Consider the following 24,079-nt stretch of genomic DNA (forward strand, 5'->3'; position numbering starts at 1 on the left):
GCTTATGAAAATAAAAACTCTTTTTATCGCCATCTCCTTCATCTTCATTTCCACCGCATACCCTCAGCAAGGATTCGTTCATCAACAATCGGAAGGGTATGTGGTTCCGACGGACGAGAAGGTACTGCAAAAGCTCGACCGGTGGCAGGACCTCAAGTTCGGTGTGCTGTTCCACTGGGGATTATACTCCGTTCCCGGGATGGTGGAATCGTGGTCGATATGTTCCGAAGATGTGGACTGGATACCGCGCGACAGCACCATGACCTATTCCGATTACAAAAAGTGGTACTGGGACTTAAAAGATCAGTTTAACCCCACGGATTTCGATCCCGATCAGTGGGCAACGGTCATGGAGAAGGCAGGAATGAAATATGCCATCTTTACCACCAAGCATCACGACGGGTTCAACATGTTCGACACCAAGGAAACCGATTTCTCCATCGCCAACGGGCCTTTTAAAAATCATCCGAAAGCCGATGTGGCCAAATTTGTCTTCGAAGCTTTCCGGAAGAAAGATTTTATGATCGGCGCCTATTTCTCCAAGCCCGACTGGCACAACCAGAACTACTGGTGGGACTACTACGCCACGCCCAACCGAAGTGTAAATTACAAAATCGAAAGGCACCCGCAACGTTGGGAAAATTTCAAAAAATTCACCTACAATCAGCTGAATGAAATAACCTCCAATTACGGAGATATGGATATCCTGTGGCTGGATGGCGGGTGGGTAGCTCCTCCTCGGCAGGATATAGATATGGACCATATCGCTGGAATGGTTCGCAGGAATCAACCCGGAATTCTGATTGTGGACCGGACAGTAAAAGGCAAACACGAGAACTACCAGACCCCCGAAAGATCAATTCCCGATGAACCACTGCCGTATCCCTGGGAAAGCTGTATTCCCCTGAGCAATGATTGGGGATGGGTTCCCAATGCCCCGTATAAATCGGCGCAAAAAGTCATCAATACGCTTATCGAGATCACCGCCAAGGGCGGATGTTTGCTTTTGGGAGTGGGGCCGACGGCGCAGGGCTTAATTGAACAACCCGTAGCAGAACGGCTGAAAAAAGTGGGCGAATGGCTCGAAGTTAACGGAGAAGGAATTTACAACACCAGAACCACTCCCATTTATAAAAGTGAAAATACCTGGTTTACCGCCGGAAAAGACAATAAACATTTGTACGCCATTTATGCGTTGCCAGAAAATGAAAAATTACCTTCCACCATAGAATGGGAAGGAAACAGTCCGGCAAAAGGAGCACGGATGACATTGTTGCAAAACAACAAACGGGTAAAATGGAGGTCAGACGGTACAAAAACGACCGTCTTCCTTCCGAAAAACCTCAAACAGGAATCCCTGATTTTATCGTTTAACGTGAATTAAGATGAGAAAACTACTGCTTACAGCTGTTTCAACCGCCCTCCTCTTTCATCTGTCGGCACAACCGGTTTATAAGAATTCGCAGGCTTCCACCGAGGAGAGGGTTGCAGACCTGTTGTCGAGAATGACGGTAAAAGAAAAAGTCGGGCAGTTGTGCTCACCGCTAGGATGGGAAATGTACCGAAAAAACGGGGAAAACGTAACGGTTTCCGATGCTTTCGTGAAACTGATGGATGATACACCGCCCGGAACTTTTTGGGCGACATTGCGAGCCGACCCCTGGACAAGAAAAACAATTGAAACCGGATTACATCCCGAACTGTCGGCAAAAGTACTCAACGCACTCCAGAAGTACGTTATGGAAAATACAAGACTGGGAATCCCCCTGTTCTTCGCCGAAGAATGCGCACACGGACACATGGCCATCGGCACAACGGTTTTTCCCACGTCACTGGCCCAGGCAAGCACATTCAACAGAGATCTGATTTTCCGGATGGGAGAAGCCATCGGAGTGGAAACAAGGGTACAAGGCGCCCACATCGGCTACGGCCCCATCATCGATATTGCCCGTGAGCCGCGATGGTCGAGAATGGAAGAAACCTTCGGTGAAGACCCGGTTCTAACCGGTATACTGGGCAGTTGTTTCGTCAAGGGATTACAGGGAGAGGACATCAAAGACGGTAAACATGTCTACTCTACACTGAAGCATTTTGTCGCATACGGCATTCCTGTAGGCGGACATAACGGCCGGCAAGCAATGATTGGCATGAGGGAACTCTTCTCCGACCACCTGTCACCTTTCAAAATGGCTGTAGATGCTGGAGCAAAAACGATCATGACCGCTTATAACTCCATCGACGGTATTCCCTGTACCTCGAACAAGTACCTGTTGACTGATATTTTAAGAGACCGGTGGGGATTCGACGGGTTTGTATTCTCCGACCTGGGAAGTGTGGAAGGAATCGCTACTTCACACAGAACCGTCTCCGACATAAAACAAGCAGCCGTCGCTGCGTTGAAAGCCGGAGTGGATACCGATCTGGGAGGTAACGCCTATGGAAAAAACCTGGAGCAGGCGCTAAAAGAGAATCTCATAACCGCCGAAGAACTGGACAACGCCGTTGCCCGGGTACTGCGATTGAAGTTCGGAATGGGCCTGTTTGAAAATCCTTATGTGGATCCTGCACAAGTTTCCGCATTCGTCAGAAACGAAAATCACAAAAAAATCGCACGGGAAGTGGCAAAACAGGGAACGGTACTGCTTAAAAACACCGACAATCTCCTGCCATTATCCAGAGATATAAAAAGTATTGCCGTAATCGGGCCAAATGCCGACAACACCTACAATCAACTTGGTGATTACACCGCTCCGCAGGAAAGGGAAAATATCACCACCGTTTTAGACGGCATAAAAAAAGCGGTACATCCGTCAACAACCGTACGATACGTAAAAGGATGCGCCATCCGCGACACCACACAAAGCAACATTCCCGAAGCCGTGAAGGCCGCCCTCCTATCTGATGTCACGGTCCTGGTAGTCGGAGGATCAAGCGCCAGAGACTTCAGGACCGAATACGTAGAAACCGGTGCTGCTGTTGTTCCGGGTGCAAAAGAGGAAACCATCTCCGATATGGAATCGGGTGAAGGATACGACAGGAACTCACTTCGCCTGCTGGGCAAGCAGGAAGAACTGATGGAGGCCCTAATAGAAACGGACAAACCGCTTATCGTTATCTATATCCAGGGAAGACCGCTGGAAATGAACCTGGCCTCCGAAAAAGCGGATGCGCTTCTGTGCGCTTGGTATCCGGGACAGGAAGGCGGACATGCTATTGCCGGCATTTTATTTGGCGACCACAACCCCGCCGGACGATTACCGGTCTCCGTACCGCGTTCTGCCGGCCAACTGCCCGTTTACTATTCGTTAGGCAGGCAAAACAAATACGTAGAAGGAGAGGGTTCTCCGCTTTATTCTTTTGGGTATGGACTGAGTTACACCCAATTCAAATACGACGGCCTGAAAATAACCCGGGAAGAAGGGAAAACGACTGTTTCATGCAGTATTTCAAATACCGGAGATTTTGACGGTGAGGAGGTCGTTCAACTTTACGCCAGGGACAACATCAGTTCTGTTTCCACTCCGCCCCTTCAGTTAAAAGATTTCTGCCGGGTATTTATAAAGAAAGGGGAATCACAGCCGGTAACGTTCACGCTCCGAGACGATCAACTGTCGTTGTTCAATGCCCAGATGGAAGAAGTTACCGAACCCGGGGAATTTACAATCATGATCGGAGCGGCTTCCAGCGATATCCGGTTAAGAGGAAGTTTTCTCTGCCCGTGACGTTCCCGGTTGTTGTAAAGTTAAGCCGGGCAGGGTTTTAACGTTTATTTAATTCTTTTTTTCTTTAATGTCGGGATAATATCGTAAATTTGGCCTCCGAAAAAACATTCAACATTTAATAATTTCAATTATGAGCTTTTTAACAAACGAAAAATTAACCATCGTTGGCGCTGCCGGAATGATTGGTTCAAACATGGCGCAAACTGCGGCAATGATGCGTTTAACCCCGAACATCTGCTTATACGACCCCTTTGCTCTGGGCCTGGAGGGTGTTTACGAAGAAATGCGCCATTGTGGATTTGAAGGAGTGGATTTTACGTTCACCACCGATATCCGGGAAGCATTCACCGGCACAAAATACATGATTTCTTCGGGCGGTGCTCCGCGAAAAGACGGCATGACCCGCGAAGATTTGTTGAAAGGCAATGCGGAGATTGCAGCTCAACTGGGTAAAGACATCAAGGCTTACTGCCCCGATCTGAAACACCTTACCGTTATTTTTAATCCTGCCGACATTACCGGCCTGGTGGCCCTTATTCACTCGGGCCTGAAACCGGGCTGCGTTACCACACTGGCCGGACTGGACAGTACCCGTTTACAAAGCGAACTGGCAAAACATTTCGGTGTAAAACAGAGCCAGGTTACCAATACCCGCACCTATGGCGGACACGGCGAGCAAATGGCTGTTTTTGCCTCTACGGCAAAAGTTGACGGAAAACCGTTAACCGACCTCATCGGCACACCCGAGCTCACAAACGAAGACTGGGATGCCCTTAAACTAAGAGTAACCAAAGGGGGCGCAAACATCATTAAACTGCGTGGACGCTCATCGTTCCAAAGCCCGTCGTACGTATCGGTAGAAATGATCCGCGCAGCTATGGGCGGAGAGAAATTCGGTTGGCCTTCGGGTTGTTACGTAAATACCGTCGATTTCCCGAACATCATGATGGCAATGGAAACCAACATCACCAAAGACGGTGTGGTCATAAACGAGACCAAAGGAACCGACAGCGAAATGACGGCCTTGAAAGAAAGCTACCAACACCTGGCAAAGCTGCGTGATGAAGTCATCGCTATGGGAATCATCCCCGCAACTGATCAATGGAAATCGGTAAATCCGAACTTATAAATTTATAAAAAACTCCAGGATTGATATGAACCCCGAAAGTTAGACAAAAAACTTTCGGGGTTTTTTTTGACTACCGTCACAGAAGGCTCCAGGCAACCGTCAGCCCCGCCATCACGATAGAAATCATACTCATCAGCTTGATCAAAATGTTGAGCGAAGGCCCGGATGTATCCTTGAACGGATCACCAACAGTATCCCCCACCACGGTGGCTTTGTGCACGTCACTGCCTTTTCCGCCCAGGTTGCCTTCTTCCACGTATTTTTTGGCATTGTCCCACGCACCGCCGGAGTTTGCCATAAAAACAGCCAACACAAATCCAGAACCCAATCCCCCGGCCAATAATCCCATGACACCGGGCACTCCGAGAATAACCCCCGTTACAATGGGAATGGCAATGGCCAGAAGTGACGGCAACAACATCTCCCGTTGCGCACCCTTCGTGGATATCTCAACACACTTCGCATAGTCGGGAGTACCCGTACCTTCTAATATGCCTGCGATTTCACGGAACTGGCGACGTACCTCTTCCACCATTTTCTGAGCAGCTCTTCCCACAGCATTCATGGTAAGCCCACAGAAAAGAAATGCCATCATCGAACCGATAAAAATGCCGACAAGCACCTTGGGATTCATCAGGGTAACCTGATAATAGTTCATGAAATCGGCAAAACCGGCTTTAGCAATTTCCACAGCATCACTGCCATCGGCAAACTCAAGTACAGTTTGTCCAAGCCGCAACATACCTATTTTAATCTCTTCGATATAGGAGGCCAACAAAGCAAGTGCCGTCAATGCAGCGGAACCGATCGCAAATCCTTTTCCCGTGGCAGCAGTAGTGTTTCCAAGAGCATCCAGGGCATCCGTACGTTTGCGGACCTCTTTTCCCAATCCGCACATCTCAGCGTTTCCGCCGGCATTATCCGCAATTGGCCCGTAAGCATCTGTAGCCAATGTTATCCCGAGAGTCGAAAGCATCCCCACAGCGGCTATTCCAATGCCATACAATCCCATACTCAGGTTCTCTCCCGACATCATGTTCTGCACATCAAACCCAGTGGCACAAAGGTAAGAAAACAGAATAGCCAACGCTATGGTTATCACGGGAATAAATGTAGATATCATTCCGGTCCCCATACCCGAGATAATAACGGTAGCCGGCCCGGTTTTGCCACTTTCTGCAATTTGTTGCGTTGGGCGGAAAGAATGAGATGTATAATATTCCGTACCTTGTCCGATAACAATTCCAGCCAGCAATCCGGAAATTACTGAGAAAGATAACCCTAACCAGTTTTCGAAACCCAGAAGATACAAAATAACAAAAGTGAACAGGGCAATCAATACCGCACTTACGTTAACTCCGCGATTCAATGCGGCCATCAGTTTTTTCATATCGGCATTTTCACCTGTATGCACCAGAAAGATACCCAGTATGGAAAGAAAAACACCGATAGCCGCAATAATCATGGGCGCAAAAACCGCTTTGGCCTGCATAGCAGGGTTCAGCACGAAAGCCGAAGCACCCAGTGCAGCCGTAGCCAGGATAGAACCGCAGTAAGACTCATAAAGGTCGGCTCCCATCCCCGCCACATCTCCTACGTTATCACCCACGTTATCCGCAATGGTAGCAGGATTTCGCGGATCATCTTCGGGAATACCGGCTTCCACTTTTCCGACCAGGTCAGCTCCCACATCGGCCGCCTTGGTGTAAATTCCTCCCCCCACACGTGCGAACAGCGCCTGTGTGGAAGCACCCATACCGAAGGTAAGCATCGTAGTGGTAATCATGATAAGCTTGTGTCCGGGCTCCGCACTGTCAATGAAATGATCCAGGACAAGATACCACGCAGAAATATCAAGTAAGGCTAACCCCACAACCACCAGGCCCATAACGGCGCCTGAGCGGAAGGCTACCTGTAATCCCTTGTTGAGTGAATTTTTAGCAGCATTCGCTGTACGTGCCGATGCATAAGTGGCGGTTTTCATACCAAAAAAACCCGCTAACGCAGAAAAAAAACCTCCGGTTAAAAAGGCAAAGGGAACCCAGTTGTTCTGCAACCCAAAATAAGCCATAACGGCAAAAACCGAGGCTAAAATAACAAAGACGATAGCAACAACTTTATATTGTTGCTTCAAATAAGACATGGCACCTTCGCGGACATATTTCGCGATGGTCTTCATTTGTTCTGTACCTTCACTTTCTCTCATCATCTTCTTGAAGAAATAGAAAGCAAAACTTAGAGCGAACAACGATGCAATGGGGACAAGATAAAAGTAATTCATTGATAATTAAAAGTTAATTTGTATTTTAGGTTTACGATTTTAAGAAATTCCGATAAAGTTATAAAATATGATCGAATTATCGCCAATAAAGTTAAATTATTGTTATTTTTTTAATATTCCTGTTTTTTTGTGCAAGAACCGGCACTTAAATTTTACATTTTTATTATCTTTGCCCTAATTTATTATATGGTTTAAAAATTCAGACAATTTATAAATATTGCCTTTAACTAACCTTTAAAATCAGGATACAACATATTTTCTATAAAATAAAGAGTGAGATGGAAAAGAGTTTCTTCTTAAGCACCGACAAAAGCCCCAAAAACATCCAGATAAAAAAAGAGATAATCAACCATTTCGTTAACAACGGAAATGACACGATAGCCGAACTTTCAAAAGGGCTCGACCTGAGTGTTCCTACTGTAACAAAATTGATCGGGGAGCTGAGCGATAAAGGATTGGTTGCCGATTTCGGAAAAATACAAACCGCAGGCGGAAGGTACCCAAATGTTTACGGCTTGAATCCGTCATCTGTCTATTTCATCGGGGTAGACATGACAAGACACCATTTAAACATTGCGTTGATGGATTTTAAAGGCGATATTGTGAAGTACGAAATGGGAATTTCGTATATGTATGAAAACACCACAGACTCGTTCGATGTCCTTTGTGAGCACATACAAAAATTCATCCGTGAAACGGGTGAACTGAAGCAAAAAATATACAACATCTGCCTGAATATCTCGGGCCGCGTAAACCCCGAATCCGGATACAGCTACAGCAGCTTCTATTTTAGTGAAGAGCCGATCAGCAATATCTTATCAAACCGGTTGAACTATAAAGTAACTGTGGACAATGACACGCGCTCCATGGCTTACGGTGAATTTATGAAGGGAGCGGTACAGAGTGAAAGTAACGTGATTTTTGTAAATGTAAGCTGGGGCCTCGGCATTGGAATCATTATCGATAAGAAGCTATACTACGGGAAATCGGGATTTTCAGGAGAATTTGGCCATTTCCCCATTTTCGATAACGAAATCATTTGCCATTGCGGCAAAAAGGGATGCCTCGAAACAGAAGCCTCCGGGCTGGCTATACACCGGATGGTACTTGAGCGGATCAACAAGGGAGAAAGTTCCATTCTCACCCAACAGGTAAAAGACTTAAATAAACTTACCCTTACAGACATCGTAAAAGCCACCAACATGGAAGACCCGCTTTGCATTGAGATAATGGAAGAGGTAGGGTTCAAACTGGGTAAATACGTCGCCGGACTGATTAATATTTTCAATCCGGAGCTGGTGGTTATAGGCGGTCAGGTAGCAGAAACAGAAGGATTTATTATGCTTCCGATAAGAAGTGCCGTCAGAAAACATTCGTTGGGCCTGGTTAATAAAGATACGCAGATTATCCCTTCGAAATTAAAAAACAAAGCCGGAGTCGTTGGTGCATGCATGATTGCCCGAAGCCGGTTATTTGACAACTAACATAACTTTTCTCCTGCGAAACATCCTGTAATCAGCCATAAATTGCACATTTAACACTTATTTGTGCCAAGATCCCGTATTTTCTTTTACTTTTGCACTATAGCATTTTGTCACACAAAACGGATTGTTGATTTTAAATAGTCGTCAAACGAACAATTTTGCTGCATTTAGGTTATTTTAAAAACTTCAATAACAATTAAAGAAAATGAGAAATTTACATTTCGAAACCCTGCAGATTCACGCAGGACAACAGCCAGATCAGATTGAAGGCTCAAGAGTCGCACCCATTCATCAGACAACAGCTTTCGTTTTTAAGAATGCGGAGCACGGAGCCGACCTATTCGGCTTAAGGGAGTTTGGGAATATTTATACCCGGCTGCAAAACCCTACCACGGATGTTTTCGAAAAACGGATGGCCGCCCTGGAAAAAGGGACAGCAGCTGTAGCCACAGCCTCAGGACAGTCTGCAGAGTTTATCACCATCAACAGCTTGGCCAGCGCCGGCGACAACATAGTCAGCACATCATTCTTATACGGTGGCACATACAATCTTTTTAAGGTTTCTTTTGCCCGGTTGGGAGTTGAGTTCCGTTTCGCCAAAGGGGATGATGTAGACAGCATAGAAAGCCTGATCGACGAAAAGACAAAAGCCATCTACCTCGAAATGATTGGAAACCCGGAGTACAACATCCCCGATGTAGAAAAAATTGTTGATCTGGCACGCAAAAAAGACCTGCCGGTGATAATGGATAATACGTTTGCGCAAGGTGGATACTTGTTCAATCCCATCGACTGGGGAGTAAACATTGTGCTTCATTCCGCCACAAAGTGGATTGGAGGACACGGCACATCCATGGGTGGAATCATTATCGACGGAGGAAATTTCAACTGGAACAACGGGAAATACCCCACTCTCAGTGAGCCTTCTGAAGGATATCACGGATTAAATTTCTGGGAGGTTTTCGGTGATCAATCTCCTTTCGGGAACATCGCTTTCGCCATACGCTGCCGCGTCGAGGGGCTGCGCGACTTTGGGCCTGCCATTAGCCCATTCAACTCCTTTATGATGCTTCAGGGCCTGGAAACACTTTCACTTCGTGCAGAACGAATAAATGCAAGCACATTGGAGATTGCCCGTTGGCTCGAAAAACATCCGAAAGTAGAAAAAGTCAATTATCCGGGACTGGAAAGCAGCAAATACAACGCCTTAGCCAAGAAATATTTAAAAGACAACGGTTTTGGCGGAGTTTTGTCCTTTTTTATCAAAGGCAATGAAAAACAGGCCGCCACGGTCATAGACAACCTGTCCCTGATCAGCCACGTAGCTAATGTGGGGGATACAAGGACACTGATCATTCATCCGGCGACTACCACACACGAACAGCTTTCGAAAGAAGCTCAGCTTGCGTCTGGGGTTTATCCGAATATGTTGCGGTTGTCACTTGGGCTGGAGCATATCGATGATATCAAATATGAGCTGGACGAAGCGTTGTCGAAGTTATAAAAATTAAGGTATACACAGTAAAAGAGCGTGCGGTCAGAATATCACACGCTCTTTTCAATTCGTTCCGCAAGAGAGGTTAATCCATAACTTTCTTTATCACCTCAGGATCTTTCACTAACGCCCGGAGTTCCTGCTCCAAATCGATACGGCTCACTTCCATATCTTCAAGCTCTACCCGTTGCCAGATTTCCTCAATCCATTGATTCTGGTTCTCACCAAACTCATCCACTGCCTGAAACCACCTCAGGTACATAAACTTAGGCCCGGAAAGTTTCAAATTCAAGGGATTGTCTTTCCCAACCTGTGTTCTGTTGAAAGAATGATTAATCTCTTCGATGTAAAGGGAATCTCCAACCAACCTGTACGTTCCGTCAACGGTGATCATAGCGCCACCTGCGGTTGTCATGAAGTTAACAAACCTGCCGTCATCGATAATCATCTTAAACATCCCGTGAGGCATTTTTTTGTAACCTCCCTCATTGCTGTTGTGAATGGCTTTCACCTCCCACAATCCAAACAAGCGCTTAGCTGTTTCGCTTTTCAATCCTTTTTGCGCTGTCCCACATCCGGCCAGTAATGCAATCACGCAAACAAATACAGAGTAAAATAATTTCGTTTTCATGATTACTTGTATTTAATAGAATTTACCCCATACAAATATATGATCTTTCTAGGTATTAATATTATTTTTTGCAGCTTTTTTTCTTAAAAAAACAAGGTTGCTGCAACCTCTTTTTTACTGGATATCCATCTCCTCAATCAAGTGTGTAGCACCAGCAAATTTATCAATAATGAATAACACATAACGGATATCCACTATAATGCTTCGCTGATAATCCGGAAGGTACTGAATATCTCCGCCAACTCCCTCCCAGTTACGGTCAAAGTTTATACCAATCAATTCTCCCCCGGCGTTCATAACCGGGCTGCCCGAGTTTCCTCCGGTAGTGTGCGTTGAGGCCATAAATGCCACCGGCATTTTACCGCCGGGTAAAGCATAACGTCCGTAGTCACCTTTGTTATAGAGCTCTTTCAGCTTTTCAGGCACAACGAACTCCCAATTCCCGGGATCTTCTTTTTCCATAATTCCTTCCACCGTTGTTTGGGGTTCATAGTAAACAGCATCACGGGGTGCATAACCTTTCAACTGTCCGTATGCAAGCCTGAGTGTAAGATTGGCATCGGGAGCATATGCCGTTGCTCCATCCATCTCCAGCACTCCGTCCAGGTATGAACGGCGGGCGATCAAATAGGCGCGGGTAAAAGCATCTTGCTGATCTTTTAACATTGTTTCTTCTTTCTTTACCGACCGGGCAAAGCTAAACATCGGATCATGGACAAGTGTTTCGGGAGTAAGATGAGAAAGGAATTTTTCCAGGTTAGCTTCACTCCCGAAAACAGAATTTTCAAAAATATTATCTACGTATTTGTTTATGTCTCCCTCAAACTCAGTGTGTAAAACGGTAAAAACATCAGGATGCTTATCTTTGGGAACCAACCGTATGTATTCAGCAATCATGGCTTTGGCTACTTTTTTATCCACTTCTACGCTGTAGTTCTTGTTGGCAAAATTCCGGTAATCATTAAGAAGCAGTAACGTGAAATTCTCGATCTTCTTTTCGTCCTTGTTCCGAAGTGCCCGGATCAATGAGTCAGCATTCCGGACCGGCACATTAGCAAACTCAATCCCTCTGACAATCCCTTCGTTCAGCATCCGGTCCCTGAAACGGAGGTCACTGCGTTGCTCAACAATATGTTGTAGGGTATCAAGAGCGGCCAGGAACTGCGTTTTGTTCTTTTTCTTTGCCCAACCGACAAGTCTTTCCTGTTGTCGTTTTTTTGCCATGACAAAATTACGCTTGTCAATGGCCCAATTCGAGCCGATAGCGCTCTTGTAGGCGTTCGTAGAGCCTGTGTATTTCGAAGCATACTGTATATTTACCTGCGGATCGGCAAGCATTTCATTCAACAGGGCTTCCTGGCGGACCCTGCGCATGTTGATACGCACTCTATTATCGATATCGCGCCGCTCGGCAACTTCCCACGAGGTATAAAACTTATAGGTTGTACCGGGAAACCCCAGGATCATAACAAAATCATTTTCATTTGCGCCCTGGGTAGAAACGGTAAGCCAGCGCTTGGGTTTCAGTGGAACATTATCGGGAGAATAAGGAGCGGGGTTTCCGTTTTTATCAGCATAAATGCGGAAAAGGGAAAAGTCGCCTGTGTGACGTGGCCACATCCAGTTATCGGTATCGGCACCAAACTTTCCGATCGAACTGGGCGGCGCCCCCACCAGACGAATATCGGAGTATATCTTTTTGATGAACATAAAATATTGGTTCCCGTCGAAGAATGGCTTAATCTCAACATCGGCACCAGCGTTATTTTCCAGAAACTCTTTCCCCACCCTCTCTTTGGCAATGCTTTTCAAATAGGCGGGAGAAAGGAACAGGATACCGTCTTTGTCCAGCGCCTTATCCCGTTCAAGACAATTCTTCACGTAATCGGTTACCTCCTCCACCTTATCTATAAAAGTAACCGTCAGTCCGGGATTGGGAAGTTCTTCAGTCTTCGTCATGGCCCAGAATCCGTTTTCCAGGTAATTATGTTCCAGCGTACTGTGGTTCTGTATCTGTCCGTAGCCGCAATGATGATTGGTCAACACCAGTCCCTGGGAAGAAATCACCTCACCGGTGCATCCGCCACCAAACTGAACAACCGCGTCTTTTATCGATGTGCCATTCGGATTGTAAATATCATAATCTCTCAATTTCAATCCCAGTTTTTTCATTTCGGGATATTTTTGTTGCTTCAACAGGTGCAACATCCACATTCCTTCATCAGCAGAAAGTGAGAAAGTAGTCAGGGTAAAAATCAGGATCAGGGACAGAAATGATTTTTTCATCTTCAGTTTTTTGTTTGATAGGGTAAATTATTTCAAGTTCAGCAAATAATTCATCACTTATTTCCGTGTGGCGAAGATAATGATTTCTCTTTTATCGGTCAATTAAAAGAGATAAATGATTAATTTTGCACCGTGTTTCTAATCAAACGACAAGGTTATCGGAATACGTACACTAAAAAAACATCAATTTTATGTCAACACTCAGGTTCAAAGCGGTAGAGGAAGCGTCAAAAAGAGTTCCCGTTGAAATTTCAGTTCCCGATCAGCTCCCGTCGGAATATTTCGGCAAGTACGTGTTCAACCGGACACAAATGTCGAAATACCTTTCCAAAGAAACAATGAACACCGTTCTCGACGCCATAGACCAGGGGATAACACTGCAGCGGGAAATTGCCGACCACGTAGCAGCAGGCATGAAGATGTGGGCTATAGAGATGGGGGCCACTCACTACACACACTGGTTCCAGCCGCTCACGGAAGGAACTGCGGAAAAACACGACTCTTTTGTCGATTACGTGAACGGTCCCGGAGGAAACATCATCGAAAGATTCTCCGGCAAGCTCCTTGCACAACAAGAACCGGATGCATCCAGTTTTCCCAGCGGCGGTATCCGGAATACGTTCGAAGCCCGGGGTTATACCGCGTGGGACCCGTCGTCACCGGCATTCATTATCGAAGACACACTCTGTATCCCCACCGTCTTTATCTCATACACAGGTGAAGCGCTTGATTATAAAACGCCTTTATTAAAATCGCTTTCGGCTATAGACAAGGCTGCTGTAGAGGTTTGTAAGCTCTTCGATCCGAATGTAAAAAAAGTGTATTCCTATTTGGGCTGGGAACAGGAATACTTTCTGGTAGACCAGGCATTGTATGTTGCCCGCCCCGACTTGAACCTGACCGAAAGAACGCTCATGGGGCATGAAAGCGCTAAAAACCAGCAGCTGGAAGACCACTATTTCGGCGCGGTTCCGCCGCGCGTGGTGGCGTTCATGCGTGAAGTGGAATACGAAGCATACAAATACGGCATTCCGCTGAAAACCCGTCACAACGAAGTAGCACCCAATCAATTTGAGCTGGCGCCCATTTACGGTGAGACAAACCTGGCCGTTGACCAGAACCTGTTAATCATGTCGCTGATGCACAAGATCGCCACCAAACACAACTTCAAGTTGTTGTTGCACGAAAAGCCGTTCGCCGGCGTAAACGGATCGGGCAAACACAACAACTGGTCGCTGGGGACCGATACCGGTGTGGGACTTTTCACTCCTGGCAAAACAGCGAATGAAAACCTCCGGTTTGTGACGTTTCTCATCAACACGCTCATGGCGGTATACAAACACAACAGCTTGCTCAAGGCATCCATCATGTCGGCACAGAATGCGCATCGTCTGGGAGCCAATGAAGCTCCCCCGGCCATAATTTCGGTATTCCTCGGTTCGCAGCTCTCATCCGTGCTCGACAAAATTGAAGAAAGCTCCGACGATGATGACATCACGATGGACGAACTCCGCAAGATGAAACTGGGTATTTCCCATATTCCAGAAGTGTTGATTGACAATACCGACCGGAACCGCACCTCACCCTTTGCATTCACCGGAAACCGGTTTGAATTCCGTGCCGTAGGATCGTCGGCCAACTGCTCATCGGCCATGAGTGTCCTCAATGCTGTTGTGGCCAGCCAGTTGATCGAATTCAAAAAGGAGATCGACAAGAAAATGAAAGACGGCATGAAGAAAGAGCAAGCCATTTTCGATACTATCCGCCTTTACATCAAAGCATGCAAGCCTATCCGGTTCGACGGAAACGGATACAGCGAAGAGTGGAAGGAAGAAGCCCGGAAACGCGGGCTCGATTGCGAAACGAGCGTGCCGTTAATTTTTGACGCATATCTTTCTGAACGGAGTGTAAAAATGTACGAAAGCATCGGCGTGCTGAACGAACGCGAACTTCACGCCCGAAACGAAGTGAAGTGGGAAACGTATACTAAAAAAATTCAGATAGAAGCCCGGGTACTGGGCGACCTAAGCATGAACCACATCATCCCCGTGGCAACGCAGTACCAGTCGATGTTGCTGGATAACCTGTACAAGATGCGTGTGGTTTTCGATGAAGAGAAGGCAACCCGGCTCTCCAGGGAGGATGCCGCGCTGATCGAGGAGATCGCGACACATATCTCCGCCATAAAGACCAACGTAGACGACATGGTAGAGGCCCGCAAATCGGCCAATAAGCTCGAAGACGCACGCGAGAAGGCCATTGCTTACCACGATACGGTGGAACCGTTCCTTTCCGTCATCCGTTACCATATCGACAAACTGGAACTGATGGTCGACAACCAGATGTGGCCCCTGCCCAAATACCGGGAATTGCTATTTATAAGCTAATCCTAGATATACTCGTCCCCGTAACGGAACTTCACATCGGTCACAAAGTGTTTGATGCGTTGCTCTTCTTCCTTTTTGCAGATCAGCAACGCCTTGTCCGATTCGGCAACAATATATCCATCAAGCCCCTGTATCACAACAAGTTTGTCATCACTCATGGTTACCACGTTGTCGTTACTTTCAATGTACAACGTTTTGCAATGCAGGCTGGCATTGTTGTTCTCGTCTTTCGGGGTTATTTCATGGAGCGAACCCCAGGTACCCAGATCAGACCACCCGAAGTCGGAGCCAATAACGTACACGTTGTCCGCCTTTTCCATTATCCCGTAATCGATGGAGATGTTGGAGCAAAACGGAAATGCCTGGTCGATAAACTCTTTCTCCCGGGGAGTGTTAAAAAACGCCCTGCCTTCGTTGAACTTATTCACGATATCGGGTAAATACATCCTGAACGACTCTAAAATAGTCTTCACGTTCCAAATGAAGATACCCGAATTCCAAACGAACTCACCGCTTTCGCAGAACATCTTAGCCAGTTCTAAATTGGGTTTTTCCGTGAAAGTCTTCACTTTTCGAATACCGTCGACCTCCTCGTGACTCTCCTGAATATACCCGTAACCTGTCTCAGGGCGGCTGGGCTTAATACCCAGCGTCAGCAGGAACGGGTTCTTTTCCACAAATTGCAATCCACGTTCAATCTCTGACAGAAAAACATCTTCTTTCAAGATAAGATGATCGGAAGGAGCGACTACGATATTGGCATCCGGATTGATTGCCTGAATATGAAACAGGGAATAGGCAATCGCGGGTGCGGTATTTCTTCTCAGCGGCTCAAGAAGCACCTGTTTTTTTGATAATTCAGGCAGTTGCTTAAGCGTCAGCTCAGCATATGCGTCGTTGGTCACTACGAAAATATTTTCGATGGGAATGATTTTTTTAAACCGGTCAAACGTGCTCTGCAAGAGCGAACGGCCCGTACCAAAAAAATCGAGGAACTGCTTGGGTCTGTCTTCTTTACTAAAAGGCCAGAACCGGCTGCCGATCCCGCCTCCCATAATAACACAAAAATTGTTGTTCTTCATAACATAATCTTACACTCTGGGTGATGGATACACTTTTTCGATTGTATTATCTTCTTTCCCGGTATAACGCTTTCCGTCGGGTGATTGTTTTAACAATTCCTCAATTAATTTCATACCGCATCTCTTTTGGAATAATTTAAAATAAAAAGAGGCTAACCGTTTTTATTTTTGAAATTTTTGTGTACTTTTGCAATCGCTTTTCTACAAAATGCCCAGATGGCGGAATTGGTAGACGCGCTGGTCTCAAACACCAGTGGATTCACTTCCATGCCGGTTCGATCCCGGCTCTGGGTACTCGAAAAGACAAATCCTAATTGATTATCCGTCAATTAGGATTTTTTAATTCTTAATTTGTTCCCAAATTGCTCCCAAACAGCATTTACATTACACATCTTTCTCGGATCAATCCTATTTGTTTTCAATAACTGTTGTACTCCTCTTCTGTCACAGGCTCCATCCACACAACACTTCCTTTGTTTTGTTGGGTGGAAATGGCAATATGTTCAAACTCGCTATTTTGTGAAGCTCCATGCCAATGTATAATATCGGAGTATATTTCTACAACATCTCCGGCTTTCAACGACCGAATTGATTTTCCTTTTTCCTGATAATATCCGTTTCCTTTTGTGCACAACAGTATCTGACCACCCGGATGTGAATGCCAATTTGTTCTCGCGCCCGGTTCAAATAGAACCTTTCCTGCTGTCAGATCAAAATTTTCTTTGTCTGTAACCAACATATTCAGCCAGGCTTTTCCCGTAAAATAATTGTTCGTAATCAGATTACCTTTGGGAAATACCTCATTCATGACTTCAGCACCCGAATTATTCTCTTTTTTCGATTCGTTATTGCACCCGATGAATATAAATGACGCAAGTGTTAGAATAATTATTATTTTTCTCATTTTCAGAACTTAAATTTTGATTATTTTTTTACGAAACGGATAACACTTCATTTAGCACCTTCTGAGCAGCTTTTGCTTCTTTTTTACCTAATGTCGTTTTTATAACAGTAACGAATTGTTGCAGTTGTTCCTTTGTTACTCCCAGATTCAGGCAAATGTTCATATGTGATCGAAGCATGGGTTCTGCTTTACCGATGCTGCTTATTACGGAAATAGTAACCAATTCTCTCTCGACGTATGTCAGCACGTCACGTTCAAAAATGTCAGCAAACAAGTGCTCCTTGAGAAATATTTCTATTTCGGGTGCGAATGCCGAATAACCGGTTCTCAAGCTGTCCTGAGGTACTCCGGTCAGTTTTGCCAAAATTTCTTTTCCCCTCTCGTACTTGCTTCGTTCATCGTTGATTGGAGTTGTCTCTGAACCTACAGTATCGTTTATGCCTCTGGCTTTGCGATCATTCAAAACCTCCATAAATGTTTGCAACCCTCGTATGCTTCTTGGAAAACCACAATAAGCATACGAATGTACGATTGCCTCTTTTATTTGATTTATCGATAATCCATTATCCAAACCTTTACTTAAAATAGGTTTAAGTGCTTGCAGATCGCCATTAGCCGTCATAGCACCGATTGAAATAAGGTTTTGTTGTTTTTCAGTTAACAATTTTCCGTAACTCACTTCATTTTGAGCATTTATATTAAAATATGTAAGGATAAAAAACAGGATTAATCCCATCAATTTATTGACTGTCATTTTTTCTTCATTTTAAAAAAATCATTTGTTAAATAGCTCGAGATTGTAACTGCTTCCTTATTTTACTCGTTTTTTCAATCACATCTAATCTCGCTTTACGTGGATCAGACTTTCCTATCGGTTTTCCATCCGGTTCAATATCCAGAATTTCTTCATTCTGTGTATTATAAAGAGGCCAAACCGGAAGATTTTCACCATTCGGGTTACCTGTTTTGGCAAAATTTGTCCAATAAGTATTCATCATTCTTGCTAACTCTTTTTCTTCCGTAGAGGGTTCAGCGCCTCCTCTGCGTTCATTCAGTGTGTTGAATACATAACCGACCTCTGAGCCGTGTCCGGCACCAAATCGAGTTCGCTCTCTCATAACAGGAGGTACGTAATCAAAATGATAAACGTAAACCGGCTCGTTTTCAGTAACAAATTTCCTTGCAACCATCCTGGCAGGTTCACCCCATACCCAGTCGGTATTAAACCTTGTTATAATCTCTCCAAATTCCTTGTTACCATTAGGATCAAAGGCAGCTTCAGCTTCGTTCTTTAATTCTCCAAACAGAGAAAATAGTTCCTCCTTTGAGTGGCTATTATTTACAAAGCTACCACCGATTTCTGCACTGCAATTTCCAATGATGAGCGGAACTTTTGCCTGCCTTCCTGCATTGTAAGCACTTTCAGCTGTTTCAACAACCAGTTTGCCATCGAGAATCGGACCCGAATATGTCCGCGGGCCTCCTTGACCGTCTGTTTCTTGACCTCCGTCAACAATATCTTCCACCTTAAGTGCCCGAAGTTTAGCTAATGCAGCGGTATCTGTTCCTTCAATCCCGTGCTTTCGGGCAAAATTTATTCCGATTGTTTCTGCTGAAACGGTATAAAAAGGGTCTACATTTTCTTGATTTATAGGCCTGCCGGTAAGAACGCCGTCTCTACCGCCACCGGACTCACTGATGGCCTTATGGAAAAGTCCCCGTGCGGCAGGAATAGTCAGGAGTGAATGTACTGACACGCCACCGGCAGAAAAACCGAAAATCGTAACATTTTCAGGATCACCACCAAAAGCTGCAATATTATCCTGAATCCATTTAAGCGCTGCAATCTGATCCATGTAGGCATAGCTGCCTTTTGGTTCTTCAGGATGTTCGGCACTTAATGCGGGGAATGCGAAATGCCCCAAACGCCCGAGGCGGTAATTGAAAGTCATAAGGATAACGCCCTGCTTTGCGAACTGATTTCCGGTGGTTTCCGAACCGCTGCCTCCTACAAAGCCACCTCCGTGTATCCAAACCATCACAGGGAGTTTTGTACCGGATTTAGTACCTGAAGGTACCCATACATTCAGGTATAGACAATCTTCGGATGAGCCTTCCGCAATGGTACCCGGAGGTGTTTCCCATCCTGCTTGTGCACAATTGGGACCAAATTTGCTTGCATCCCTTATTCCTTCCCATGGTGTTACGGGTTGAGGCGGTCTCCATCGGAATTCGCCAACAGGGGGAGCTGCGTACGGAACTCCTTTATAACTGTCAACCCCATCTTCGGATATACCGCGCAGTACTCCTGATTGAATCCGTACAGTTGGTTCATGCACAGTCGCAGGAATATTATTGTTAGTTCTTGGTGAGAAACTGCAAAACAGTACAAAAACTAAAAAAAATACGGTTGCCTTCATACTTGTATAGTAATGGTCGTTTGTAATCATTTAGTTGTTACTGCGAGTCATCACTCTGGTAAACGAAAGAGACCCCAGTTTCCATTTTCCGTTTTGTTGAATGTATACTTCTGTAACTATAAACGGATTGGTTACTTCATTTCCACCAACAACGGCCAACAAGTCTATCCGGTTTAAAAGGATGGCCGTGTTGTCAATGATATTTACGGATACGTTGTGAACGTCAGCTTTTTTATACCAAATGCCCCCGCTTTTGATGATTTGAAGTTCCCTTTCAGTATTCCAGTTTCCACCCATATGTACGAATTCGGCTTTCTCGTGAAAAAGTGCTGACAACTTATCCACATCTTTGTCTGCCATCCACTGCCATTTATCTTTAGAAAGCCGGATGATTTCCTTCTCAGCATCAGAGAAGTTTTCCGTTACGGTTTGTGCAAATAATCCCTGCACACTAAAAACGAATAGAATAATTCCGATGATTGTTGTTTTCATAATTTCTGTAATTTTTGTTTTTACAAATATTTCCCAAAAAATTCGTTGAGTTTACCGACAGCCCTGTTAACATATTCGGGAACATAGTAAGTTTGAATATGTGTGGCTCCCGGAATTAAAAACAACTCTTTTTCTTTTGTTCCGGTGGCAAGTTTGAATGCGCTGTCGGTCATGTAATAGGTGTCAGCTTTGCTTCCTGCCATCATCAACAAAGGCTGATTTATCAAATCCATATTGGTAGTAACGTCAAATTCCATCAAATCGAGCAGACTGCTCATGGTAAAGCGGAAAGTTGAATTCGGATGAGCATGAGTTCTATGGTAATAGTAATGACCTTCGCGATACAAATCGAAAGGCATTTTATCGGCCATTTCGTCGGTTATTTCCGTATCGGAAGCATAAAGGATTTTTCCTCCGGCTGCTTCTAAAGCGCGGGCTTCTGTGGCCTCTTTCAGCCGTTCCTGAATGGTTGATAAACCGGAATTCATAAATCCGTTGCGCCGTACTTCCCCCGAATTGAACATGCTAAGTGTAACTACTGCTTTGAAACGTTTATCGGTTTGCGCGGCCTTTAAAGAGTAACCTCCTCCTCCGCAAATACCAAGTAATCCCAGTTGATTGGCATTGACACCTTGATAGTGAGTGATGAAATCGGCCATTCCCCGGATGTCCTCGATACGATTCGCAGGTTTGTCCACGTTACGGGGTTGTCCGCCGCTGGCACCCTGATACGATGCGTCCGCAACAATGGCAACGTACCCAGATTCAGCTAGCCGCTGTGCATACAACCCTGCGACCTGTTCTTTTACACCGCCATTAGGATGAGCGACAACGATAGCGGGGTGTTTTTTCGAAGGATCATAATTAGCCGGTGTGTATATATTGGCGGAAATATCGATGCCGTTTAGTTTGTATGTAACCGGATGTATATTAACCTTGCCATTTACATTTTCCGTAATGGCTCCGCCATAAACCAACCCGAATGGATTTGCGGGTTTGGATGGGTTTTGAGCTGCAACGCTTGCTGAAATAAACATAATTGTCAATAAAAAAATTTTAATCTTTGTTTTCATCTCACTAAGTTGTTGTTTTATTTGTCCAATCCCTTTTTCGTTAACCATTCAGACAATAAATCGGCAATTTCCACATTATTTAAATCCGAAAACGGGAAATGTGTATTGCCTTTTATTCCTATTTCGGGCAGATGGATCAGGGTTACATCTCCACCATATTTATTAACGGTATCTCTCCATAACTTTGCCATTTCGAGCCGTGCACGCCAGCCGTCGATACCCGGGTTATCGGAGGGTTGTTCAGGAATAAAATCTCCGTAATAAATGATGATGGGGATTTTGGTAAGTTTCATAAATTCACCCATGGGCACACCATTTGCAGATAATGGCCCTGCTGAACTTTGTATTGGAGCGGGTACCTCACCTTCGGGAAATAAGAAACCACTTCCCGGTTCATACGAGGCAATGGCTCTTATATTGTTGTTCTTAATGGCAGTTAACCACCCGAATCCGCCCGCTTGAGAGTGGGTTACAAGGATTCCTTCCCCAATTTTATTGAAAAGCTCAGAAACAGCAGACGTTATTACTTCCACATCGAAAGCACCAATGTTGGGTGTCATCTGACGGAAATACTGATTAAGTGTCTCATCGCTTTTATCAAACTGCACACCTTCGAAAAAATCGGGCCAAACCCCCAACCTGAATGTGCTAAACCATTCTTGCTCGTCAGTTGTGGGTAGGATAGTTGCTTCTGCCATACTGCGTCCCGCATTTCCTCTTCGTGGCTGATCGATGAGATATACCCCGAATTTGCGTTTGAGAAATATGTTTTGAAATCCATCCCGTCCGTCGGGAGTCGTTTCCCAGGTTTTTGAGAACTGCCCAAATCCATGCCAAAGGGCCAAAGGAAGTTTTCGGGCTTTATCCGGAATTTGATAAAAAATATAGGCATGATCACCATGAAAGGTCTGCCCTTCAGGTGTTCTCGTGTAAGGATTAAATTCTCCCGGAGACGTAATTACACTGCCCCCCACTGCAAAACTGCCCTGTTCTTTTATGATAAGCAATTCATTACTCTTATCATTGTACTTTTGCGTACATCCCGATAACAGAAAAATAAAACTGAACGTCCAAAAGATTACAGTTGCGACATTTTTTTTCGGTAGCATACTTATTATATTTAATGTTATAAATTTCACATTGCAAAAATAGAGAGTATAAACCAAGATATGTTTATACCAATTACTGATTACCTACCAAAATTACTTATCTTCAGGATTATCCATTCCGGAACGATATAATTTTGCTACATTTGCATGTGAAAAATCGATAAAAATATGGATACGATTATAAATTTCAATAGTATACGCGAGTATAACGAGTTTAATAATAATGAGACCTTGCACCCGATGGTCGGCGTAGTTCATCTCGAAAAAGCAGCCCCAAGACAACTCAGACGTTTACGATATTCTTTTTATACTGTTTTTTTAAAGAAAATAAAGTGTGGCGATTTACGGTATGGATTGAGCAATTATGACTACGAAGAAGGAACATTGATATTTCTTGCTCCCGGCCAGGTTATTGGTCAATATGGGGAAGAATTTTACCAACCGCAAGGAATTGCTTTGGTTTTTCATCCCGACTTCATATCCGGTACTTCCCTCGGAAACAAAATCCACGAATATCATTTTTTCTCGTATGCCGTAAATGAAGCATTACATTTATCGGAACAGGAAAGAAAAATCATTTTAGATTGTTTCTCAAAAATCGAATATGAGTTGCATCACGCCATTGACAAGCACAGTAAACAGCTGATTATCTCAAATATTGAGCTTTTCTTGAATTATTGCACGCGTTTTTACGATCGTCAATTTATTACAAGAGACAATAGTAACAAAGGTATTTTAGAACGATTTGAAGCCAAATTAAATAAATACTTCTTTTCGGATAAACCGCAAAATTTAGGGTTGCCTTCAGTTACCTGGTGCGCGGAAGAACTAAGCCTCTCTGCTAATTATTTTGGAGACCTGATCAAAAAGGAAACAGGGATTTCACCTCAGGAGTACATACAGACCAAAGTAATTGAAGTAGCTAAAAAAAGGCTCCTTGATGCCGATAAATCCATAAGTGAGATAGCATATGAACTGGGATTTAGGTACCCGCAACATTTTACCCGATTGTTTAAACAACGGACAGGAATAACGCCGAATGAGTTTAGGATAGTGAATTGATTTTGTAATTCAATTTCAAATCTGCATTTTAATTTGTAGTTCGGTTTTTTGCTTTTTGGAGAATTTACACAAGGGGGACACGGAGAGAAAACATTGAGATTTGTTTCATTAAGAACTTTATATATTGTTGTTTATCAATGAATACTTATTGATTTCACGATATGTCCCGTAACCAAACTTTCATATAATTCTTGATAATAAGAATTGCAGATAGACAAGCGTATATTATATCTCCAATTATAGCTTTTTTGTACTCTATGGCCTTTATACGCGATATTGCTACGATATAAGAGCGATGAATTTTTTTCAAAGAAATCATTCGGCAATGTTTCTTCCAAATTCTTCAAACTATAAAGTATAACAATAGGCTTGTTAGGGTGTTCAAGGTAATTTCTCACATAATCGCCTAATGATTGGATATAAAGAATTTCTATAATTACCCCTGAATCTTAGACAACAAGTATCGTTAAAAAATAATATTAATTTTGTTGTCATGAAGAAAAGGAAAACTTACCGTGCTGG

Annotated in this window: 17 protein-coding genes and 1 tRNA gene; 8 read left to right on the forward strand and 10 right to left on the reverse strand. The window is 44.4% G+C overall.

The annotated features are described in order from the left end of the window. Positions 1-4: 4 nt before the first annotated feature. The 3 genes from AACM02_RS00165 to AACM02_RS00175 all read left to right on the forward strand — a co-directional run bounded on the left by AACM02_RS00165 (position 5) and on the right by AACM02_RS00175 (position 4,851). Positions 5-1,384, forward strand: coding sequence for an alpha-L-fucosidase (locus AACM02_RS00165; protein ID WP_339115695.1), 1,380 nt, complete (start codon positions 5-7; stop codon positions 1,382-1,384). 1 nt (position 1,385) lies between these two features. Next, positions 1,386-3,722, forward strand: coding sequence for a glycoside hydrolase family 3 N-terminal domain-containing protein (locus AACM02_RS00170; protein ID WP_339115696.1), 2,337 nt, complete (start codon positions 1,386-1,388; stop codon positions 3,720-3,722). A 130-nt stretch (positions 3,723-3,852) separates the two neighbouring features. After that, entirely contained in the window at positions 3,853-4,851 is a 999-nt protein-coding gene (locus tag AACM02_RS00175; RefSeq protein WP_214062869.1) for a malate dehydrogenase, read from the forward strand. 76 nt (positions 4,852-4,927) lie between these two features. Here the strand turns inward: AACM02_RS00175 and AACM02_RS00180 are convergent, their stop codons facing one another. Further along, positions 4,928-7,132, reverse strand: coding sequence for a sodium-translocating pyrophosphatase (locus tag AACM02_RS00180; RefSeq protein WP_332456968.1), 2,205 nt, complete (start codon positions 7,130-7,132; stop codon positions 4,928-4,930). A 278-nt stretch (positions 7,133-7,410) separates the two neighbouring features. Between AACM02_RS00180 and AACM02_RS00185 the strand changes: the two genes are divergently transcribed. Together AACM02_RS00185 and AACM02_RS00190 are read left to right on the forward strand one after the other, a co-directional pair. Next, complete coding sequence (locus tag AACM02_RS00185; protein ID WP_332456967.1) at positions 7,411-8,616, forward strand: ROK family transcriptional regulator; 1,206 nt, start codon at positions 7,411-7,413, stop codon at positions 8,614-8,616. Positions 8,617-8,821: 205 nt separating this feature from the next. Then, on the forward strand, positions 8,822-10,120 hold the full coding sequence (locus AACM02_RS00190) for an O-acetylhomoserine aminocarboxypropyltransferase/cysteine synthase (protein ID WP_339115697.1): 1,299 nt from the start codon (positions 8,822-8,824) through the stop codon (positions 10,118-10,120). Between the two features lie 76 nt (positions 10,121-10,196). Here the strand turns inward: AACM02_RS00190 and AACM02_RS00195 are convergent, their stop codons facing one another. After that, positions 10,197-10,742, reverse strand: coding sequence for a DUF4488 domain-containing protein (locus AACM02_RS00195; protein WP_286848769.1), 546 nt, complete (start codon positions 10,740-10,742; stop codon positions 10,197-10,199). Between the two features lie 114 nt (positions 10,743-10,856). Further along, on the reverse strand, positions 10,857-13,028 hold the full coding sequence (locus tag AACM02_RS00200; RefSeq protein ID WP_339115698.1) for a S46 family peptidase: 2,172 nt from the start codon (positions 13,026-13,028) through the stop codon (positions 10,857-10,859). A 191-nt stretch (positions 13,029-13,219) separates the two neighbouring features. Between AACM02_RS00200 and AACM02_RS00205 the strand changes: the two genes are divergently transcribed. Next, positions 13,220-15,415, forward strand: coding sequence for a glutamine synthetase III (locus tag AACM02_RS00205; RefSeq protein ID WP_214063414.1), 2,196 nt, complete (start codon positions 13,220-13,222; stop codon positions 15,413-15,415). Positions 15,416-15,417: 2 nt separating this feature from the next. On the opposite strand, the gene AACM02_RS00210 is transcribed toward AACM02_RS00205, so the two are convergent. After that, positions 15,418-16,497 (reverse strand): mannose-1-phosphate guanylyltransferase, encoded by a 1,080-nt coding sequence (locus AACM02_RS00210; protein ID WP_339115699.1) that lies wholly within the window; start codon positions 16,495-16,497, stop codon positions 15,418-15,420. Between the two features lie 210 nt (positions 16,498-16,707). Between AACM02_RS00210 and AACM02_RS00215 the strand changes: the two genes are divergently transcribed. Further along, a tRNA-Leu gene (locus tag AACM02_RS00215) sits at positions 16,708-16,791 on the forward strand. 124 nt (positions 16,792-16,915) lie between these two features. Here AACM02_RS00215 and AACM02_RS00220 read toward each other — a convergent pair. The 6 genes from AACM02_RS00220 to AACM02_RS00245 form a co-directional block, all read right to left on the reverse strand. Beyond that, positions 16,916-17,401, reverse strand: a complete 486-nt coding sequence (locus AACM02_RS00220) for a cupin domain-containing protein (protein ID WP_339115700.1) — start codon at positions 17,399-17,401, stop codon at positions 16,916-16,918. A gap of 28 nt (positions 17,402-17,429) precedes the next feature. Next, a complete protein-coding gene (locus AACM02_RS00225) occupies positions 17,430-18,155 on the reverse strand; it encodes a carboxymuconolactone decarboxylase family protein (RefSeq protein ID WP_339115701.1) in 726 nt (241 codons plus the stop codon). Between the two features lie 28 nt (positions 18,156-18,183). After that, on the reverse strand, positions 18,184-19,740 hold the full coding sequence (locus AACM02_RS00230; RefSeq protein WP_339115702.1) for a carboxylesterase family protein: 1,557 nt from the start codon (positions 19,738-19,740) through the stop codon (positions 18,184-18,186). Between the two features lie 111 nt (positions 19,741-19,851). Then, entirely contained in the window at positions 19,852-20,313 is a 462-nt protein-coding gene (locus AACM02_RS00235) for a nuclear transport factor 2 family protein (RefSeq protein WP_288010000.1), read from the reverse strand. Between the two features lie 20 nt (positions 20,314-20,333). Beyond that, positions 20,334-21,386: an alpha/beta hydrolase gene (locus tag AACM02_RS00240; RefSeq protein ID WP_339115703.1), complete on the reverse strand. Its 1,053-nt coding sequence runs from the start codon at positions 21,384-21,386 to the stop codon at positions 20,334-20,336. Positions 21,387-21,403: 17 nt separating this feature from the next. Next, a complete protein-coding gene (locus AACM02_RS00245) occupies positions 21,404-22,495 on the reverse strand; it encodes an alpha/beta fold hydrolase (protein ID WP_339115704.1) in 1,092 nt (363 codons plus the stop codon). A 168-nt stretch (positions 22,496-22,663) separates the two neighbouring features. On the opposite strand from AACM02_RS00245, the gene AACM02_RS00250 reads away from it, so the two are divergent. After that, positions 22,664-23,557, forward strand: a complete 894-nt coding sequence (locus AACM02_RS00250; protein WP_339115705.1) for a helix-turn-helix transcriptional regulator — start codon at positions 22,664-22,666, stop codon at positions 23,555-23,557. Positions 23,558-24,079: the final 522 nt, after the last annotated feature.

This window comes from Petrimonas sp. (assembly GCF_963921705.1).
GTDB classification, from domain to species: domain Bacteria; phylum Bacteroidota; class Bacteroidia; order Bacteroidales; family Dysgonomonadaceae; genus Petrimonas; species Petrimonas sulfuriphila.

What these genes read in the sequence shown, in the direction of transcription:
- AACM02_RS00185 (WP_332456967.1), top strand. Translation starts at nt 7,411, where the DNA reads ATGGAAAAGAGTTTCTTCTTAAGCACCGACAAAAGCCCCAAAAACATC.
- AACM02_RS00250 (WP_339115705.1), top strand. Translation starts at nt 22,664, where the DNA reads ATGGATACGATTATAAATTTCAATAGTATACGCGAGTATAACGAGTTT.
- AACM02_RS00205 (WP_214063414.1), top strand. Translation starts at nt 13,220, where the DNA reads ATGTCAACACTCAGGTTCAAAGCGGTAGAGGAAGCGTCAAAAAGAGTT.
- AACM02_RS00180 (WP_332456968.1), bottom strand. Translation starts at nt 7,132, where the DNA reads ATGAATTACTTTTATCTTGTCCCCATTGCATCGTTGTTCGCTCTAAGT.
- AACM02_RS00170 (WP_339115696.1), top strand. Translation starts at nt 1,386, where the DNA reads ATGAGAAAACTACTGCTTACAGCTGTTTCAACCGCCCTCCTCTTTCAT.
- AACM02_RS00165 (WP_339115695.1), top strand. Translation starts at nt 5, where the DNA reads ATGAAAATAAAAACTCTTTTTATCGCCATCTCCTTCATCTTCATTTCC.
- AACM02_RS00195 (WP_286848769.1), bottom strand. Translation starts at nt 10,742, where the DNA reads ATGAAAACGAAATTATTTTACTCTGTATTTGTTTGCGTGATTGCATTA.
- AACM02_RS00200 (WP_339115698.1), bottom strand. Translation starts at nt 13,028, where the DNA reads ATGAAAAAATCATTTCTGTCCCTGATCCTGATTTTTACCCTGACTACT.
- AACM02_RS00210 (WP_339115699.1), bottom strand. Translation starts at nt 16,497, where the DNA reads ATGAAGAACAACAATTTTTGTGTTATTATGGGAGGCGGGATCGGCAGC.
- AACM02_RS00235 (WP_288010000.1), bottom strand. Translation starts at nt 20,313, where the DNA reads ATGAAAACAACAATCATCGGAATTATTCTATTCGTTTTTAGTGTGCAG.
- AACM02_RS00175 (WP_214062869.1), top strand. Translation starts at nt 3,853, where the DNA reads ATGAGCTTTTTAACAAACGAAAAATTAACCATCGTTGGCGCTGCCGGA.
- AACM02_RS00240 (WP_339115703.1), bottom strand. Translation starts at nt 21,386, where the DNA reads ATGAAAACAAAGATTAAAATTTTTTTATTGACAATTATGTTTATTTCA.
- AACM02_RS00245 (WP_339115704.1), bottom strand. Translation starts at nt 22,495, where the DNA reads ATGCTACCGAAAAAAAATGTCGCAACTGTAATCTTTTGGACGTTCAGT.
- AACM02_RS00220 (WP_339115700.1), bottom strand. Translation starts at nt 17,401, where the DNA reads ATGAGAAAAATAATAATTATTCTAACACTTGCGTCATTTATATTCATC.
- AACM02_RS00190 (WP_339115697.1), top strand. Translation starts at nt 8,822, where the DNA reads ATGAGAAATTTACATTTCGAAACCCTGCAGATTCACGCAGGACAACAG.
- AACM02_RS00225 (WP_339115701.1), bottom strand. Translation starts at nt 18,155, where the DNA reads ATGACAGTCAATAAATTGATGGGATTAATCCTGTTTTTTATCCTTACA.